Source organism: Microcoleus sp. AR_TQ3_B6 (assembly GCF_036702785.1).
Classification (GTDB): domain Bacteria; phylum Cyanobacteriota; class Cyanobacteriia; order Cyanobacteriales; family Microcoleaceae; genus Microcoleus.
Map to the genome: position 1 here is coordinate 213352 of NZ_JAUBVJ010000001.1, position 16524 is coordinate 229875.

The following is a 16524-nucleotide window of genomic DNA, read 5'->3' on the forward strand; positions in this document are numbered from 1 at the left end:
TAGCGATCGCATTTCCTGTCGGGCTAAAACAGACACTTCTTACCGAGTTATTATGTCCGGTGAATGTTACCAAGCAGGTGCCCTCTAAATCCCACAATTTGGCGGTGCGGTCAGATGAAGCAGTAGCGATCGCATTTCCTGTCGGGCTAAAACAGACACTTCTTACCGAGTTATTATGTCCGGTGAATGTTACCAAGCAGTTGCCCTCTAAATCCCACAATTTGGCGGTGCGGTCAGATGAAGCAGTAGCTATCGCATCCCCTGTCGGGCTAAAACTGACACTTGTTACCCAGTTATTATGGCCGATGAATGTTACCAAGCAGTTGCCCTGCAAGTCCCACAATTTGGCGGTGCCGTCATATGAGGCAGTAGCGATCGCATTTCCTGTCGGGCTAAAATAGACACTATTTACCGAGCCATTATGTCCGACAAACTGGCGTCGTTCGCGGATTTTAGCAAGAATATTCTGCAAAACTAACAGAGGATTGGTAACGGGATATTCCGAAAGCGGGGGATTATCTGGTATCCACTTCTTTAAATCTTCTCCTGCTTTGATAGCTGCCCGCAAGGCTTCTATTTGCTTTCCATCCGACTGAAAAAGCTTTAAGGCATTGCGTCCAGCTTCTTCGATTTTGAAAACTTCCCTGAATTGTTTACGGAATTCTCTTAATGATTCATTATTTTTTTTCAGTTCTTGGCGTTCATCAGCTTGACTGGCATCTAAAAAATCATTATCCTCATCGCTTAAACGTTTCCCCACTTTCCACTGCAACGCCTTATCCAACGCTTGGCCGCGCAACAGTCGGGAAGTATCTTGACGATTTGAGGCGATCCAAGCGGCGAAGTTTTCCTGGTACGGGCGGAGTTTCGCTAATTCTTGCTGTACCCAAGCGAGGTTAAAAATACCGGCGTATATCGGGTTATAAACTTGTAGATATCCCTTGCATTTGACGACCAATCCTGAGAGTTGTAACCTTCTTTGATCGAGACTATTATCAGCACAGATTTTCTGCTCCGCCTCCGTCAGTATTTGCTGATAAATACCGAGCAGTAGCGCCGTGCGCTCTTGATAGTCAAGCAGCAAGCGATCTCTAATTGTCTTTAAATGTTCTAGTTCGTCATTCGCTTCCCAATTATCAATGACGTACTTTTGCACTAAAGCTTCCACATCAGAAGTCCCACGGGCCGATTGATAGACCATCAGTCGGCACAGTCTTTGCATCAAAAAAGGTTGCCCGTTTGTCCAATAAAAAACCTCAGCTAATATCTTCTCTGATACTTCCTCCGATCGCTCTAGCATTAAGCCAGGGATTAAAGCAGGTCGAGCTTCATCAAAAGTAAACCCTGTTAAATCAATAGCTTTGCCAATATTAAAAGGTGTTCGGTCTTTATCGCGAATCAAATCTGCTGGGGTGGCCACTCCCAAAAGACAAAAGGCAAGGCGCTTATATTCAGAATTCATTGCTCTTTTGTTATAAGAAGCCCGAATTAAAAGAAAAAAGTCATCTTTCCAGTTCAGATTTAAAATCGAATCAATTTCATCAATAAAAATAACGATATTTTGCGAGATTTCTGTTAGTAAAATATCTTCAATAAACTGACTCAATCGTTGAGATGGCGACAGCAATTGTCGTTGCTGCCACCAACTGTCAGCATCCACCTTTCTTGAGAGTGCGCCACCCCGAACTAACTGAGAAATAATGTCAAAATACCAGTTGTCTGAAGTTTCTCTACCGATATCGGTTAAATCTATCGCAATACATTTAAAATCGGCTTTTTCGCGCAAGCGTTTCATCGTTTGTACTAGCAAGCTAGATTTGCCCATTTGCCGGGAGTTCAACACATAACAAAATTCTCCTGCTATCAAACTCTCATAAAGTTCGCTGTCGGCCTGACGCTTAACATAGGTAGGATGTTCGTACTCTAAAGTGCCACCAACTTGATATTGATAAACATTCATAATATGGTTTTACGCGACTTTAATCTCGAAATTTTTCTGCAAAATAATCCCGATATAACCGACAGCTAGGAGTGATACCATGCTGATTTTGCTTGACTAAACCCGTACTCAATAACTTAAATTCTAGCACCTGTTCTAATTTGACCGCACTGTCTGCAATGACAACTTGTTTTAGAGCCGCTTTTAGTTCAGAATAATTTTGCAAATTTGCCCAGTGATCCTGCAAATACTGGCGGTAAATTCCCACATCTGTAGCTGCATTTTGCAAAAGGTCGGCTAAAGATAGATTGGAATAATTCAAACGATAAAGCGCCGTGCGTACTAGATAAGGATAACCGCCAATCATTGCTATCAATGCCGCCACTTCATCAGTTCCCCAAGATAATTGATGGCGGCTGGCTAAATCTAGAATATTTTGCTGGCTAAATTCGGTCAACTCTACTGAAAACCCGACATTAAATGGGGATTGATTAACAGGTAATTGCACGTAAACATTTGTAGAATGGAGCAGCACCATTCTCAAGTTTTCCCAAATGTCTGTTTTCTTAGTTTCGTCAAACCAGCTTCGTAACATACTCAGAAAGTTTCGGGCAATTTCCTCATAAGAAAAAATACAGTCTATTTCTTCTAAAGCCAAGACTAAAGGACAATCTATAGCTTCTAAAACTTCAGCTTGAAAGTAGTTTTTGCAATTTACGAGAATTCCGCCGCGCCCCTGTAAATATTTATCGATATTAGATTCTAGTTTGAGCTGTTGGCTGATATTCAAGCAAAACCAGTGGAAAAATTTATTTATGTTACTAAAAATTTCTGTTTCAGCATCTCTAAAATCTAAACGCACTAATCGATAATCATTCGTTTTGGCGCGTTCGATGATGCGATTTAATAGAGAAGTTTTCCCCATTAACTTGGGAGCTTTAATGCGAATCATTGACCCCCGTCCTAAAATCTGCTGATAACAGTCAGCTTCCATTCGGGAACGCTCTATATAAAACTCAGAATTTAATGGCACTGGCCCTTCTGGAAATTCTAATTCTAATATTTTTCGAGGTTCAGGGGTTCTTTTCCCATATTCCTTTAATAACTCTTGGCAAACTAATTCCGGTTTGTATTTGACAAATAATAGAATCAACTCTTCACGTTGCGTATATCCTCCACCCGGCTCATTTTTGATATTAAATGACTGGCAAATATTTGAAATATGATCGCTGACACAGGACCTCGTTACTTTTGGGGTGAGAGAGTTAGCGATTTGTTGGTCTGGCTTATTTTGCAAGAACTCCCTTAGCACTCGACGCTGTTTTGGTGTAAGCTTGTCTGTACAGATAGCCTCAAACTCCTGTTTAGTCATCTTCTCCATTCCACCTCAGCCTCAAACCTGCCTAATTTCTCTTAAATTAGCATAACTCAGAGCTTGAGGATAGCTGTTCAGTCAATTCCTAGTTAATTTTCACAAATTTATAAGCCAAAAGTGATTTGTGAGTTTTTTCTCACAAACTCTTTCACAAATCATTCTATCGCCACTCACACTCTCTTCAAAATTTTACTTAACAACTAATTTGGGAGGCTAAATTGACGATCGCCCCCGAACACAAAAAATCCAGATATCGTAGGAAATGTAGAGAGAAAGTAAAAAAAATGAAACCAGAAAAACCGAAAAATAGACGGAACTTTTTGAAGAAGCAGTCTAACTCAGATCTCAAATGGTTCTTAGAGAAAGTTTTTGTACCCATCCTCCTAGTGACGATTCCTTTAACACCAAGTACGATCGCACTTTTGCGGAGTGAACAACCGCCAACTCCTGCACAAAAGGTTCCAGCGATCGATCGCACGACTCCACCGTCAATCGATTTTAGATTTGAGATTTTAGATTTTAGATTGACTTGCGCGAGATAAATGCTCTTTCTTGAGGATTTGCGATTTGCGATTTGGGATTGATTCCACGGATAAATCACGTGGCGGGTACCATCAAGAAATTTTTGGTCACAATAACATGGGATGCGATCGCCCTTGTTAAGCTATTTGCAACTGCACATACTGCAACTTGCAAATAGCTTTCAACACTTGCGCCAACAAGAGCGAGCGCTCTCGGTCAGTCAAACTCAAGTCTGGTAAAATCTGATAAGTGCAAGGATTCCCCCGCGTCAGATACACAAACTGATAGTTACGTCCATTCGTCGTCAATCCCCAAACAGACGATTGCTGCTGCAAACTTTTATAAGCATAAGTCAGCAATTGCGGCAAACCGGCCCAAGGATCGATCGCACTATTTTTCGCCTCGACTACCAAAATCCAAAACTGTGCCGCCGCGAGCTCTGCATCCGGCTGATTTACCGCTAAAACATCCAACCGCCCTTTAATTAAAGTATCCGCATCCTCAACCTCGATCGGGATGCTATCTTCCATTGTCAGCACAATCGGAATATCAAAAAATCCTGCTAATCTCATTAACGGTGAAAGCACTAAAAATTTAACGAGTTCTTCTGAAACTTTTCCTGCGGATAAGTAGCGTCGAAAGTCAGTTCTAATTTTTAATATTTCCTGCTGTTCTAATTCTGACAGCGGTTCCAAAGAGAAAAAATCGGTGAAGGCGTCTCCTTCTCGTTCTTCCAGTTTGAGAAGGCGGCGAACGTCATTTAGCGAGAGTTGGCTTGCTTCTAAATTTTGGGTCATGGCTTTAGTGCGATCGGTTGTTAATGTCAATTATAAAAGCATTACCATCGGATTTGTTATGATATAATCCTACCAGATATCGCTACTGTAAATCGGGTTGATTGTATGAAAGCAATTAAAGTGATGGCAACGATCGACGATCGAGGACAATTGTGCGTTGGTGAACCGCTCAACTTATATCGCAACAGGCGAGCCGAAGTAATTGTGCTGGTTCCCGAAGTAACAGAAATTAATAAAGAGAAGCAATCTCATGAAGCCAACCACCAAACCACGCAACTAGAAGACTACTTCAACTTCCTGGGACCAGATGATATTCGGCTCAAAGGTTCTCGGATCGGCATCGAAACCATTCTCTATGAATACCTGTTTCGCGCTCGAACTCCCGAAGAAATTGCTAACGTTTATACATCCCTCACCCTCGAACAAGTTTATGCGACCATTTTGTACTACCTGCACAACAAAGAAGCAGTCGGTCAGTACATAACCGAATGGTTGGAATGGGGCGAAAAAATGCGAGAAGAACAAACTCGCAATCCTCCTCCAGTGACAGAAAAACTTCGCAAGTTTAAAGCAGAAAGAGAGGCAAGGAACAAAGCTGATGCCAATCCAGTATCTCTTTGATGAAAATGTCGAGCCTGCATATGTTAACCAAATTCGCAGGCGGAATCCCGATCTGGTTGTTCTAGCAGTGGGAGAACTAACAGCACCTTCCAAAGGCACTCTCGATCCAGAAATTCTTATTTGGTGCGAAATCCACAACTTCATTCTTGTTACCAACAACCGCCGCTCTATGCCAGTTCATTTAACAGAGCATTTAGAGCAAAATGGTCATGTTCCAGGAATCTTTATCCTGAATTCCAAGCTGAGTATCGGTCAAAATCTTGAACTACTGCTTCTGATTTATGAAGCATCATTTGATAATGAGTACCAAGATAGAATTTACAATTTACCAGTGCTATAATTTCTCATGCAGCTCCAACATTTACAAAATTCGCCAAAGTCTTAAGGAAAATAAACATACTTTTGCCCCAACTTATGCAAACAATAGTTAAAAAGACTAACCGAAGTTAAAGTTAAAAGCAATGTCACAAGATACGATCGAATCAATTCTGCATGAAAAACGGCTATTTCAGCCGCCCGCTGAATTCTCCCAAAAAGCTCACATCAAAAGCCTAGAAGAGTACCAAGCCCTCTACGACAAAGCCAAAGCTGACCCCCAAGCATTTTGGGCAGAACTCGCCGGCCAAGAATTAGACTGGTTCCAAAACTGGGATACTGTGCTCGACTGGCAGCCGCCTTTTGCTAAATGGTTTGTCAACGGCAAAATTAACATTTCTTACAATTGTCTCGATCGCCACTTAACCACTTGGCGCAAAAATAAAGCCGCCCTGATTTGGGAAGGCGAACCCGGAGACTCCCGCACCCTCACCTACGCGCAACTCCACCGCGAAGTCTGCCAAATGGCGAACGTCATCAAAAAATTGGGAGTCCAAAAGGGCGATCGCGTTGGCATTTATATGCCCATGATTCCCGAAGCTGCGATCGCCATGCTAGCCTGCGCCAGAATCGGTGCAGTACACAGCGTTGTTTTTGGCGGATTTAGTGCAGAAGCTTTGCGCGATCGGCTTAACGACGGCCAAGCCAAACTCGTCATCACCGCAGACGGTGGCTTCCGCAAAGATACCGCCGTCGGCCTCAAAACACAAGTAGACAAAGCATTAGCAAATAATGCCACACCCAGCGTTACCAACGTTCTCGTAGTTCAGCGCACCAAACAGAAAATTGACATGGAGCCCGGGCGCGATCATTGGTGGCACGATTTGCAAAAAGGTGCCTCGGCAAATTGTCCCGCCGAACCAATGGACAGCGAAGATATGCTGTTCGTACTCTACACCAGTGGCAGTACCGGCAAACCCAAAGGTGTCGTCCATACAACCGGTGGTTATAACCTTTATACCCACATGACAACCAAATGGATATTCGACCTCCAAGATACCGATGTTTACTGGTGTACTGCTGATGTCGGCTGGATTACTGGACACAGTTATATTGTCTACGGGCCCCTGTCCAACGGTGCCACAACTTTAATGTATGAAGGTGCTCCTCGCCCTTCAAATCCTGGCTGTTTTTGGGATGTAATTGAAAAATACGGCGTCACCGTTTTCTACACTGCACCCACTGCGATCAGAACATTCATGAAAATGGGCGAACACTTGCCCAACGCCCGCAATTTGTCCTCTTTGCGATTGTTAGGAACCGTCGGCGAACCGATCAATCCTGAAGCTTGGATGTGGTATCAGCGCGTAATTGGCAACTCGAATTGCCCGATCGTCGATACTTGGTGGCAAACAGAAACCGGGGGAATTATGATTACCGCTTTGCCCGGTGCAATTCCTACAAAACCCGGTTCTGCAACCCTACCGTTTCCCGGAATTGTGGCTGATGTTGTTGACCAAGAGGGCGAACCAGTAACTAACGAAAGCGGCGGTTATTTAGTTGTCAAACATCCTTGGCCGGGAATGATGCGTACACTTTACAACGATCCAGACCGTTTTCGCCGCACTTATTGGGAATATTTGCGCCCGAAAGATGGCGAATTTTTGTACTTTGCAGGGGACGGCGCGCACAAGGACAAAGATGGTTATTTCTGGGTAATGGGCCGCGTTGATGATGTAATTAATGTGGCCGGACACCGACTCGGCACAATGGAAGTTGAGTCGGCTTTGGTATCGCATCCAGCGGTGGCGGAAGCTGCAGTTGTTGGTAAACCGGATGAGATTAAAGGTGAGGAAATTGTGGCTTTTGTCACGCTGGACAACTCGCAGAAACCTAGCGATGAATTGGCGTCTGAGTTGAAGCAGCACGTTGTTAACGAAATTGGGGCGATCGCCCGTCCTGGCGAAATTCGATTTACTGATGCTTTGCCGAAGACTCGAAGCGGGAAGATTATGCGGCGTTTGCTGCGTTCTTTGGCTGCGGGACAAGAGGTTTCTGGGGATACTTCGACTTTGGAAGACCGGACGGTTTTGGATAAGTTGCGGGGCGGTGCGTAGGGGTGTGCAACCGCAGATTTTAGCTGATTAACGCGGATGGACGCAGATAAGATTACATCTGCGTTCATCGGCGGTTTAATTGTTAAATATGAGCTACAATCAAGATAACTTCTGGACTGGATCTGAGCGCGATGCCTCCACTACTTAGCAAAACTACAGATCAGCGAATTGTTCATCATGGAATGTGGGAACGGTTTAAATTTATCCAAAAAGGCTTTGAAGGCTCCCCTAGAGTGCGACTATTTTACTATGATGGGACGATCGAGATTCTGATGCCTGGAGAAGACCACGAAACTTTTGCTCATGTTATCGGTTACTTAGTGACTACCTTTCTCGTCGAACAGGGAATTTTCTTCAAGCCCACAGGGGCAATGACGCAGGAAAGATCGGGAGTTGTCTCTGTGCAAGCAGACGAATCCTACTGCATTGGGAGTGTAAAACAAATTCCAGATTTGTCGATCGAAGTTGTCTTTACCAGTGGAGGAATCAGTAAGTTAGAGCGCTATCAAGCTTTAGGTGTTCCAGAGGTTTGGTTTTGGGAAGATGGATTACTGAAGATATATCATCTCCAAGATGGTAGCTATGAAAATAGCGATCGCAGTCAGCTACCCGGACTCAATAACCTCGATCTCGATTTGATGAAACGCTGTATTTTGATGGCGGAAACTGATGCTGGGGAAGCTATTAGAGCGTTTAGGCAGTCAATATTGTGATGGGATCAGTTTGGTTTACAAAGATTTAAGCTTCTATTGTGAAACGATCGAGCATCAGTCAATCGATCGCAAGCAATATTTGAACGTCGGTGGAGCGATCGCCCGCATACTACAGTTAGGCGATCGCTCTTGTGCTATCCAAGATTCACGGATATACTAAAAACAGCTTATTTACCGCGCCACAAATGAACCGCATCGGGGTTAATTTCCGATCTTACTTGCAGCCACTCGTCTAACAAGTAGTCATCATCGACTGCTTCTGAATGCTGTTCGTCTTTGAGAATTGCCAAGACGTGAACTCCAGACGGATAGTTGAGATGACGGATTTCTGGGTCATATCCTAAGTCTTGAATTTTTGCTAAAATGCGATCGACTGCACCGGCAACAGTAAGATCGACGGCAAGAATAATTTGACCGAGTTTAGCACCCGGTTTTACACATTCCAGAACAGCCATTATTCTTTCTCCTTGTAGTTGCAACGGTAGACTTGAGGGCGATTTTCAACTTTTCGGGGTTGAGTTACAGATTCTAATTCAACCCGGTAGCGATCGGCTCGTTTTTGGCACTCCTGTTTCGCTTGCTTGGGGTTATCCGCTAAAATCGGCTCGTCCCAGCGTTCTGGTTCTTTTTCTGGATCTTGAATCATAATTAAATTGCTCCTTTGTTGGACGTTCAACTTCGGGGAAGTCGTCTTGGCATGGTGCGGCAACATTCTGCCAAGGCGCATTTATCTGCTATAATTGTACTGCATTTTTCAGTATAATTGCAGTATGAGTAACAATGTTAAAGTTCTAACCATTCGACTGCCTGAAATCGAAATGCTTCGGCTGGAAGCTTATTGCGCGAACAGCGGTCGAACAAAAACCGATGTGATTCGCGAATATATCAGGAGCTTGGAAGGTGAAACTCGATCGCTCCACAAAAATTAATTGATAATCGATGAATTATTTGGCTCATCTATTCTTATCAGAAGGTACGCCAGAATCCCTGATTGGCAACCTCTTAGGAGATTTTGTCAAAGGAACGGCCCTCAACCTTTATCCCGAGGAAATTAGAAAGGGCATCGATTTGCACCGCAAAGTAGATAGCTACACGGACTCTCACGCCATAGTGCGATCGAGTAAAAGCCTTGTTTGCGCCGATAGACGCAGGTTTGCTGGAGTTTTGGTTGACGTGTTTTACGACCACTTCTTGGCTAAAAATTGGCGGGAATATTCAGAAATTCCGCTACCAGATTTTTCTCGCCATGTCTATAAAGTCCTGCAAGACAATCGCGATATATTGCCTGAATCTCTCCAGCGCGTGCTGCCAACAATAATTGCCCGCGACTTGCTTTCATCTTATCAGGAAATTGCCGAAATCGGCATCACTCTTACAAGAATGTCTGCCCGAATCAAGCGGACAAATAACTTGGCAAGCGGCATAGAAGATTTGACAGCTAACTATCAGCGCTTAGAATCGGATTTTCGTGATTTTTTCCCCGATTTGATAAAATACGCCACAGTTGACAAATATTAATACAAACAACAAAAATTACTGTTGCTATTGATAGCAAACTCGTGTATGATTCAAGCGATACCTGCATGAAATCTCAAGTGCAACAGGGTTGAAAATATGGCAACCAGAATTCCGAACCTGCAAGTAACTAAAGTAGTTGATGCCGACAGCATCAAAATTTCTCTCAACGGCAAAACCGAGTCTCTGCGGCTGATTTGCGTCGATACAGAAGAAAGTCATTCTGGAGGCTCCAAACCTGTAACTGCAGCGGGGAAAGCAGCTTCGGAAATGGCTAAAAAATACTTTGCGACGGATGGCGGCGGACTTACTCAAATTGACATAGAATTTGATACAGACGATTCGGTTGAAGTGGCTCTCGAAAAACACCGCGATAACTACGGGCGTCTCCTCTGTTACATACATAAAGATGGAGAAAATTACAATCTCAAACTGATTCAAGAAGGCTGGAGTCCCTACTTTGTCAAATACGGACGCTCCCGATTGTATCACCGACAAATGACTGAGGCAGAATCGGCAGCTAAAGCTTACAATCTGATGATTTGGAATCCGATTACCAATGCCAAAATTCCCTCTCGCAACTATGGTAATTTACTGCCTTGGTGGTCGATGCGAAGCTCGATTGTTGAAGAGTTCCGGTTGTCGGAAGCAACCGCAGGAGTGCTTTCTGTGAGATTGCACTACCCGAAAATCTTAGCGGCTTCTGAGAGAGCTAAATCTATTACTATTTTCTGCGATTTGCAGGCGGGAATTAGTAAATGGATTGGCGACAGCGCTCTGATTTATGCTGGCTCAGTTTATCATAAATTAGATTTGTGGATACCGGATGCTGAAACTGCTGAAATGGCTCCCTTGAAGCGTCTAATCGAGAAGCGTTATGCGGGCCTGGGACGCGGATATGTTTATGTCAGTGGGAAGGTAGAACAATACAAAGGGAAGCCTCAAATAGTTTTGAAGGATATCAAACAACTTTCAGATTTTCCCCGATAATATCTAAACTAGAGTTAATTTCATCAATACTTTTTACTGCATCTAATTTTATTAGGAAGTATGAGCGCGCAAATAGAGGGCGACCCTAAAAAAGGATCGCCCTCTATTCAGCTATGCTCTTCTATTTATCAAGATATGCAGGAACATTTATTGCTGCATTAAAGGAGTATCAAAAAATCGACACCCTAAGGGATTTGTGCGTGCAGATTGATTTTGAGTAGTTGTTATAGGAGGACGAGAGTTAGGAGGTGTGCTCTTCAACTCTGAGAGGGTGAAAAAATTAGAAATGTTAAGATTTTTCCAGAGCTCGCTCGCAGAAGTGTGAGCAACATTAGGTGACTCGGTACTTGTGTTTTTCTGTGTTTCAGTTACATTGATCGGCGATTTGACAGTTATTTGTGCCTGACACGGATAGGCAGTCATAGCAGAAATTACGGCAAAGCCCATACACCAAACATACCCCGTTGATTTAAGCATCTTTATCTCTACCTAAACTTAAAGAACTATTACTACTGCTTCTTTTAATAGATTAAGTTAGGAAAATTTATATTTCAAGCGTGTTTATGCGGATTTTTTTTAATTTCAAAATTAGGTATCTTTATATAGGAAAGAAAGATATAAACTGAGAAATTACTACTAAATCCTGGTTGGTCATCCCCTTTATGAAATATGATATTGAAATCGCGTCTGCACAAGGTTGTGTCCGCCTCCGCAGACTAAAGAATAAAGGGGATATTTAACCCGGATTTGGTATTACTACTAAATGTAAAGCTTTAGTAAAGATAGGGGGTTTTTACTGAGAAAAAATCTTAGAACCTCCCGCTGGGGTTTTAATCACTGTCTGCTGACGCCCACAGCAGCATTTTCGCTTAACAGGCATCCTGCCTGTTAAGCGAAAATTAAATTTTATTGTGGGCCGTTGCTGCGGGGCGGGTTCACCAAAATCGTTGGCAATTGGCGATCGATCGACTTTACCCGCCCCCAAAGCATTACACTATTAAAAAGAGAAGGAAGTTCTCAATACACCAACTGCGATCGGGTCGCTATCAGGAGTGTGACCAGGTTGAAAAATTAAGATCAATCCAGGAGTGACGCTGATATTATCATTCACCTGCCAGCGGTAGAATACCTCTACATGAGTAGTCGTTCCGGGTTGCCCGCCCTCACGCCCTAAACCCGTATCTAAAAAATCAGGAACGTTATTGCCTGTAGGTAAATTGCTGCTGACAATTTTAGGCGGTTGCCCGATATAAATTCCTCCTAAATTTCCTGTTTTAAACAAATCGGGAAAATTTACAAAAACCATATAATTAGTAGTTGCTACCGTACCAGATTTACCCGGAATGCGAGAATTAGTATAACCCGCCCAGCCTCCCAGAGAAACTCGCGCTGAAATGCGCCAATTTAAACTGGCTCCAACTGCATTTGTTTGCAGAGATGCTGACTTGTTTGTGCTGGGATTGATAGCAGTTAGTTGGCTATCGCCAGCCAAAGTAATCAGATTACCGTCCGGCGAATAATCGTTAACATAATAGACAGTAAGATCGACTGGATCTGCTGGTGTCAGAGTTAGTTGTAGACCCAATGTATTGTGTCCTGTAGACCCATTAGAACTGACAAAAAATCCGGGAATGTTAGTAGAATAAACTGCTTGGAAACTGGCTCGCTTGGCAAATTGCCAGTCAATGCCGATGCCGCCTAAACCCAAACCAGTGTTCAAAATTGGGTTTCTTTGGGCGAAGGCAGAAAGGGGGCCCGAAGCTGCACTTTCTGCCCGATTCGGCCCTCGAAAACCGTTAATCATGTTGACTCCTGCTGTCCCTGCAAACACTGCCAATTTGTCGCCGACAAGAAAGCGGTAGTTGAGGTCGCTGACAGTTAATCCAGAAGTTTCGGCTATATTATAAGCAAGGTCTACGTCTTTGGTTAATTGTGGTGAATTGCTTCCGTTCTGGTTGTAAAAACCGATTAATAAGTTACTGCGAGGACTAAATTGAGTGGTTAAGTAGAATTGATTTAGGTTGATGGTGTTGATATTTGTACCGGGGTCTTTGGTATCTCTTTTGCCGTCTCTGGGATTGCGATCGGCACGGTTGGGAGTACGCCCTTGTATCCCAAATATTGTGAATCCTGATAGCTTAGTTGTGGTCGAAAATTGATTTGCTTCTAATTCGCTAGTTCGCGCTTCTAGCACATCCACTCTGCCTCGGATCGTGGCAATTTCGGCGGCAAATTCTTCTTGCAATTTTTGGATTTTTATCAAGTCATCTCGGTTGACTTGGTTTTCGGTTTTTGGGGCCATCGACTCGCGGATTTTATTTAAACAAGCATTGACTCCGGCTGCAAATTCATAGCGCGTTATAGCGCGGTTTCCGCGATAGGTTCCGTCGGGGTATCCAGCTATGCAGCCATATTTTTCTACTAAGGATTGTAGTGCTTGAAATGCCCAGTCTGTCGGCTGTACGTCGCCCAGTTGCGAAACTGAGGTGACTTGTTCCATTGAGTTGTCAGCAGGGTCAGTTAATGGGGGATTTTCTAATTTATTTTCTTCTACTAACGGAGGTATTTCTGCGGGCTGCGTCTCGCTGGCGTTGGATGTGTTGGTTTCTATCTCACTGGCAATAGGTAGAAGTTGCTCGGAGGTGGGATTAATTGGTAAATTTCGATCTACATTCTGAGCATTTTCGACTGATTTGCGATCGCGAGTACCCTCAATTTTATCCGGTAGATTATTTGTCGCTGCGGGTAATTGATACCATTCATTAACTCGATCTTCCGAATTTGCACTATTTGCTGTTGTTTCAGGATCTATCGTTTCTGCTAATGCTGGAATGCTGAATAATGCCTGCAATCCGAATCCTAATATGAAGCTGCTAAGGATTTTCCCAATTTGTCGATCGCACTTGTGATTTTTCATGAGTAATTCTACCTGGTGAGTAAACAGCAAAAAAAGTGAGAGAAAGGGGGATTCCCTACGGGATAGCTACGCACGCGCGTACTATGCGAGATGAAGGGCGATCGTAAATCCCGTTTTTTCTCCCAAAACCGACGAACAAGTCAAACTGTCACCCTGGGTTTCTTCCATTATCTGACGGCTGATTGACAATCCGGTTCCTTTCCCAACAGATTTTGTAGTGAATGAAGAGTAAAAAATCTGCGATATTATTTCCTCAGACACTCCTGTGCCATTGTCTTTGATTTTAATCCAAATATCTCGCTCTCGCTCATATAACTAAGTAGTAATAGTGTATTAATAGTAATGAGGTTGGGTGCGGATGTAATCGATGCAAAAATACACCTTTGCTTAGCTTTGTATAAATCATCGAGCCTCTTTTTCAGGGTTGTTCATAAACACCAAATTCAGTTCTAATAGCATTTAAACAAACTAATCTCGCCATAATTTTTAATAATTTGAATAGCCGAACGGTTATTATTGGTCTTCAAACGGTGCTGCAAAATCATCAAAGTGCTATCAATTCCTTTCCGGATATCGGCTAACACTTTATACTAGCTGCCTGCAGGGGAAAAAGTGCCGAGCGATTTATCGCTTAACATCGTTAGGAGGGAAACGCGAGAATTTTTTTTAGCGATCGCTAACTTTTTTAAGTTCTGTATCATTACGGTTGACAAAACAAAAATATTAAGTATATTTAACTTATCTAAACCCGTTAATACTATAATACTGTCATCGCCAATCTGTAGCTGCCAATAGCTGCGACATCCATCCTAACTCCAGAAATTTAAAAGCTATGTGCCAATTACTGGGAATGAACTGCAATGTTCCAACAGATATTTGCTTTTCTTTTGAGGGTTTTTCTGCAAGAGGTGGCAGAACAGACGTTCATCAAGACGGTTGGGGAATTGCTTTCTTTGAAGGTTTGGGATGTCGCCTTTTTATAGACTCTAAACCTGCGATTGCTTCTCCGGTTGCTGAAGTAGTGCGTCGCTATCCGATTCATTCAACTAACGTGATTGCTCACATCCGCAAAGCTACCCAAGGCGAAATTGCTCTGGAAAACTGCCACCCTTTTATTCGGGAACTTTGGGGGCGCTATTGGGTGTTTGCTCACAATGGAAATCTCGAAGATTTTTCTCCAGAATGTGCCGGAGTTTACAAACCTGTTGGCAAAACTGACAGCGAAAAAGCTTTTTGTTTGATATTAGAAAAGCTGCGCTCGACTTTTCCTCAAAGCAAGCCTGCTTTAGCGGAAGTTTACCCGGTACTGGAGGAAATTACTAAAACTTTGGCAGAGTACGGAATTTTTAATTATTTACTTTCTGATGGAGAACATTTGTTCGTACACTGTTCTACTAATCTGCATTATATTGTGCGACAAGCACCTTTTGCTAGCGCGCACTCGATCGATGAGGATGTGACTGTGGATTTTCGGGAACTGACAAATGAGGACGATCGCGTGGCTGTTATTGCCACTTTCCCGCTGACTGATAATGAAGTTTGGACGCAAATTAAACCGGGAGAATTGCTGGTTTTTCAGGATGGTTGCCCGGTCAGATTTTAACCGCTGAAGTTAAGTTAAATGACCGCTACGAAGCGGCTGCAAAATCTGTGTATTGCCGCATTCCAGTACGAGCAAAATCTCGACCAAATGCCGACTTCTGGGCATCGCATAGCAAGATGACATCTGAATAAAGTTGATAGTTCATGTCGTCCTCTGTTAACTTGTTAATATCGAACTTATTTCAAAGGGCAATTAGTAGAGATGTGCGATCGCGTGGGAGTCAGAAACCGGGTTTCTTAACCAAATTTCAGCAACGCCCTTAAATTATCGCAGAAACTCGGTTTCTTGGATGTGGGACGGAAACCAGGTTTCTTGGTTTCTTTCTATTCTTCAAAGGTTAAATGCTGGATTAATCGATCGCTAGTTAAATCTTCTAAAAAGTAACGATAAGCATCTGCTGACTGAAATTTCGATCGCACTCCATCTATTTTAGGTAAATTTCCCTGGCGCAAATCAATATATTCTTGATAGCTAGAAAACTCCCAATTCTCTGCTTTTTCAACTATATTAGCAGAGACTGGGTTTAAGTGAATATAGCGAGTTAAGTGTAATAAATACTCTTCTCTATCTACATGAATCGCCTGAAATCGACCCTGAAACAATGAACCCACCCTTTGATAGCGTTTACTGATAGCCTTAACATAAGACAGAGTAAACGCCTGCATCAGCTTGGAAAAACGATCCGTTTTCAAGTAAACTAATAAATGATAGTGGTTTGGCATCAAACAATACGCAATAATATCGACACCATTAGTAATCAGATGGTTTCTTAATTGGCGTAAAAAATAAATATAGTTTTCTCGCTCAAAAAAGATAAGCTGACGGTTATTGCCTCGGTTATAAATATGGTAGTAATTACCCGCTTGCAAGATAACTTGGCGACGTGGCATATCAAAGGGTAGGTGAGTGGCTAAACCGGAGTCAGAAACCGGGGGAGTCAGAAACCGGGTTTCTCACCAAAATTTCGGTGAGATGCCAAAATTATCGCAGAAACCCGGTTTCTGGGATTGGGGGCGATCGCGCGGGAGTCAGAAACCGGGTTTCTCACCAAAATTTCGGTGAGATGCCAAAATTATCGCAGAAACCCGGTTTCTGGGATT

Annotated in this window: 19 protein-coding genes; 11 read left to right on the top strand and 8 right to left on the bottom strand. The window is 43.1% G+C overall.

Translation table 11 applies throughout. The features are described from left to right. Both QUB56_RS00950 and QUB56_RS00955 read right to left on the bottom strand, forming a co-directional pair. Positions 1-1960: AAA-like domain-containing protein (locus tag QUB56_RS00950; protein WP_332952362.1), on the bottom strand; the 1960-nt coding region annotated here is incomplete at its 3' end. A 19-nt stretch (positions 1961-1979) separates the two neighbouring features. Further along, on the bottom strand, positions 1980-3311 hold the full coding sequence (locus tag QUB56_RS00955; RefSeq protein WP_332952365.1) for an AAA-like domain-containing protein: 1332 nt from the start codon (positions 3309-3311) through the stop codon (positions 1980-1982). Between the two features lie 287 nt (positions 3312-3598). Here QUB56_RS00955 and QUB56_RS00960 point away from each other — a divergent pair, with 287 nt between their 5' ends. Further along, positions 3599-3856, top strand: coding sequence for a hypothetical protein (locus QUB56_RS00960; RefSeq protein WP_332952366.1), 258 nt, complete (start codon positions 3599-3601; stop codon positions 3854-3856). 117 nt (positions 3857-3973) lie between these two features. On the opposite strand, the gene QUB56_RS00965 is transcribed toward QUB56_RS00960, so the two are convergent. Beyond that, a complete protein-coding gene (locus QUB56_RS00965) occupies positions 3974-4633 on the bottom strand; it encodes a restriction endonuclease subunit R (RefSeq protein WP_332952442.1) in 660 nt (219 codons plus the stop codon). A gap of 105 nt (positions 4634-4738) precedes the next feature. Between QUB56_RS00965 and QUB56_RS00970 the strand changes: the two genes are divergently transcribed. From QUB56_RS00970 to QUB56_RS00990, 5 genes are all read left to right on the top strand, one after another. Then, entirely contained in the window at positions 4739-5254 is a 516-nt protein-coding gene (locus QUB56_RS00970; RefSeq protein WP_445243297.1) for a DUF433 domain-containing protein, read from the top strand. Beyond that, on the top strand, positions 5232-5594 hold the full coding sequence (locus QUB56_RS00975) for a DUF5615 family PIN-like protein (protein WP_332952367.1): 363 nt from the start codon (positions 5232-5234) through the stop codon (positions 5592-5594). Before QUB56_RS00970 ends, QUB56_RS00975 begins: the two co-directional genes overlap by 23 nt. A 121-nt stretch (positions 5595-5715) precedes the next feature. After that, entirely contained in the window at positions 5716-7686 is a 1971-nt protein-coding gene (gene acs, locus QUB56_RS00980) for an acetate--CoA ligase (RefSeq protein WP_332952369.1), read from the top strand. A 131-nt stretch (positions 7687-7817) separates the two neighbouring features. After that, positions 7818-8399 (top strand): Uma2 family endonuclease, encoded by a 582-nt coding sequence (locus QUB56_RS00985; protein WP_332952370.1) that lies wholly within the window; start codon positions 7818-7820, stop codon positions 8397-8399. A 10-nt stretch (positions 8400-8409) separates the two neighbouring features. Further along, complete coding sequence (locus tag QUB56_RS00990) at positions 8410-8559, top strand: hypothetical protein (RefSeq protein ID WP_332952373.1); 150 nt, start codon at positions 8410-8412, stop codon at positions 8557-8559. A gap of 7 nt (positions 8560-8566) precedes the next feature. On the opposite strand, the gene QUB56_RS00995 is transcribed toward QUB56_RS00990, so the two are convergent. Together QUB56_RS00995 and QUB56_RS01000 are read right to left on the bottom strand one after the other, a co-directional pair. Beyond that, positions 8567-8854 (bottom strand): hypothetical protein, encoded by a 288-nt coding sequence (locus QUB56_RS00995; protein ID WP_332952375.1) that lies wholly within the window; start codon positions 8852-8854, stop codon positions 8567-8569. After that, a complete protein-coding gene (locus QUB56_RS01000) occupies positions 8854-9045 on the bottom strand; it encodes a hypothetical protein (RefSeq protein WP_332952377.1) in 192 nt (63 codons plus the stop codon). The genes QUB56_RS00995 and QUB56_RS01000 overlap by 1 nt, the downstream gene beginning before the upstream one ends. A 124-nt stretch (positions 9046-9169) precedes the next feature. Between QUB56_RS01000 and QUB56_RS01005 the strand changes: the two genes are divergently transcribed. The 3 genes from QUB56_RS01005 (at position 9170) to QUB56_RS01015 (ending at position 10904) form a co-directional block, all read left to right on the top strand. Then, positions 9170-9328, top strand: a complete 159-nt coding sequence (locus tag QUB56_RS01005; RefSeq protein ID WP_332952379.1) for a ribbon-helix-helix protein, CopG family — start codon at positions 9170-9172, stop codon at positions 9326-9328. 10 nt (positions 9329-9338) lie between these two features. Beyond that, on the top strand, positions 9339-9917 hold the full coding sequence (locus QUB56_RS01010) for an ACP phosphodiesterase (protein WP_332952381.1): 579 nt from the start codon (positions 9339-9341) through the stop codon (positions 9915-9917). Positions 9918-10013: 96 nt separating this feature from the next. Beyond that, positions 10014-10904, top strand: a complete 891-nt coding sequence (locus tag QUB56_RS01015) for a thermonuclease family protein (protein WP_332952384.1) — start codon at positions 10014-10016, stop codon at positions 10902-10904. A 997-nt stretch (positions 10905-11901) separates the two neighbouring features. On the opposite strand, the gene QUB56_RS01020 is transcribed toward QUB56_RS01015, so the two are convergent. Both QUB56_RS01020 and QUB56_RS01025 read right to left on the bottom strand, forming a co-directional pair. Continuing rightward, a complete protein-coding gene (locus QUB56_RS01020) occupies positions 11902-13821 on the bottom strand; it encodes an iron uptake porin (protein WP_332952386.1) in 1920 nt (639 codons plus the stop codon). An 81-nt stretch (positions 13822-13902) separates the two neighbouring features. Continuing rightward, positions 13903-14115: an ATP-binding protein gene (locus tag QUB56_RS01025; protein WP_332952444.1), complete on the bottom strand. Its 213-nt coding sequence runs from the start codon at positions 14113-14115 to the stop codon at positions 13903-13905. Positions 14116-14653: 538 nt separating this feature from the next. Here QUB56_RS01025 and QUB56_RS01030 point away from each other — a divergent pair. Then, positions 14654-15424 (top strand): class II glutamine amidotransferase, encoded by a 771-nt coding sequence (locus tag QUB56_RS01030; protein ID WP_332952389.1) that lies wholly within the window; start codon positions 14654-14656, stop codon positions 15422-15424. Between the two features lie 323 nt (positions 15425-15747). Here the strand turns inward: QUB56_RS01030 and QUB56_RS01035 are convergent, their stop codons facing one another. Then, a complete protein-coding gene (locus QUB56_RS01035) occupies positions 15748-16314 on the bottom strand; it encodes a transposase (protein ID WP_332952391.1) in 567 nt (188 codons plus the stop codon). Here QUB56_RS01035 and QUB56_RS01040 point away from each other — a divergent pair. Further along, positions 16308-16524, top strand: a 217-nt coding sequence (locus tag QUB56_RS01040; RefSeq protein WP_332952392.1) for a hypothetical protein, incomplete at its 3' end; no start/stop codon positions are given. The genes QUB56_RS01035 and QUB56_RS01040 overlap by 7 nt on opposite strands.

Bases quoted from the DNA above. Each gene is read 5' to 3' on its own strand.
- QUB56_RS00965 (WP_332952442.1), bottom strand. From the start codon at position 4,633: ATGACCCAAAATTTAGAAGCAAGCCAACTCTCGCTAAATGACGTTCGC.
- acs (WP_332952369.1), top strand. From the start codon at position 5,716: ATGTCACAAGATACGATCGAATCAATTCTGCATGAAAAACGGCTATTT.
- QUB56_RS01035 (WP_332952391.1), bottom strand. From the start codon at position 16,314: ATGCCACGTCGCCAAGTTATCTTGCAAGCGGGTAATTACTACCATATT.
- QUB56_RS00995 (WP_332952375.1), bottom strand. From the start codon at position 8,854: ATGGCTGTTCTGGAATGTGTAAAACCGGGTGCTAAACTCGGTCAAATT.
- QUB56_RS01030 (WP_332952389.1), top strand. From the start codon at position 14,654: ATGTGCCAATTACTGGGAATGAACTGCAATGTTCCAACAGATATTTGC.
- QUB56_RS01000 (WP_332952377.1), bottom strand. From the start codon at position 9,045: ATGATTCAAGATCCAGAAAAAGAACCAGAACGCTGGGACGAGCCGATT.
- QUB56_RS00970 (WP_445243297.1), top strand. From the start codon at position 4,739: ATGAAAGCAATTAAAGTGATGGCAACGATCGACGATCGAGGACAATTG.
- QUB56_RS01005 (WP_332952379.1), top strand. From the start codon at position 9,170: ATGAGTAACAATGTTAAAGTTCTAACCATTCGACTGCCTGAAATCGAA.
- QUB56_RS01015 (WP_332952384.1), top strand. From the start codon at position 10,014: ATGGCAACCAGAATTCCGAACCTGCAAGTAACTAAAGTAGTTGATGCC.
- QUB56_RS01020 (WP_332952386.1), bottom strand. From the start codon at position 13,821: ATGAAAAATCACAAGTGCGATCGACAAATTGGGAAAATCCTTAGCAGC.
- QUB56_RS00955 (WP_332952365.1), bottom strand. From the start codon at position 3,311: ATGACTAAACAGGAGTTTGAGGCTATCTGTACAGACAAGCTTACACCA.
- QUB56_RS00960 (WP_332952366.1), top strand. From the start codon at position 3,599: ATGAAACCAGAAAAACCGAAAAATAGACGGAACTTTTTGAAGAAGCAG.
- QUB56_RS01010 (WP_332952381.1), top strand. From the start codon at position 9,339: ATGAATTATTTGGCTCATCTATTCTTATCAGAAGGTACGCCAGAATCC.
- QUB56_RS00985 (WP_332952370.1), top strand. From the start codon at position 7,818: ATGCCTCCACTACTTAGCAAAACTACAGATCAGCGAATTGTTCATCAT.
- QUB56_RS00975 (WP_332952367.1), top strand. From the start codon at position 5,232: ATGCCAATCCAGTATCTCTTTGATGAAAATGTCGAGCCTGCATATGTT.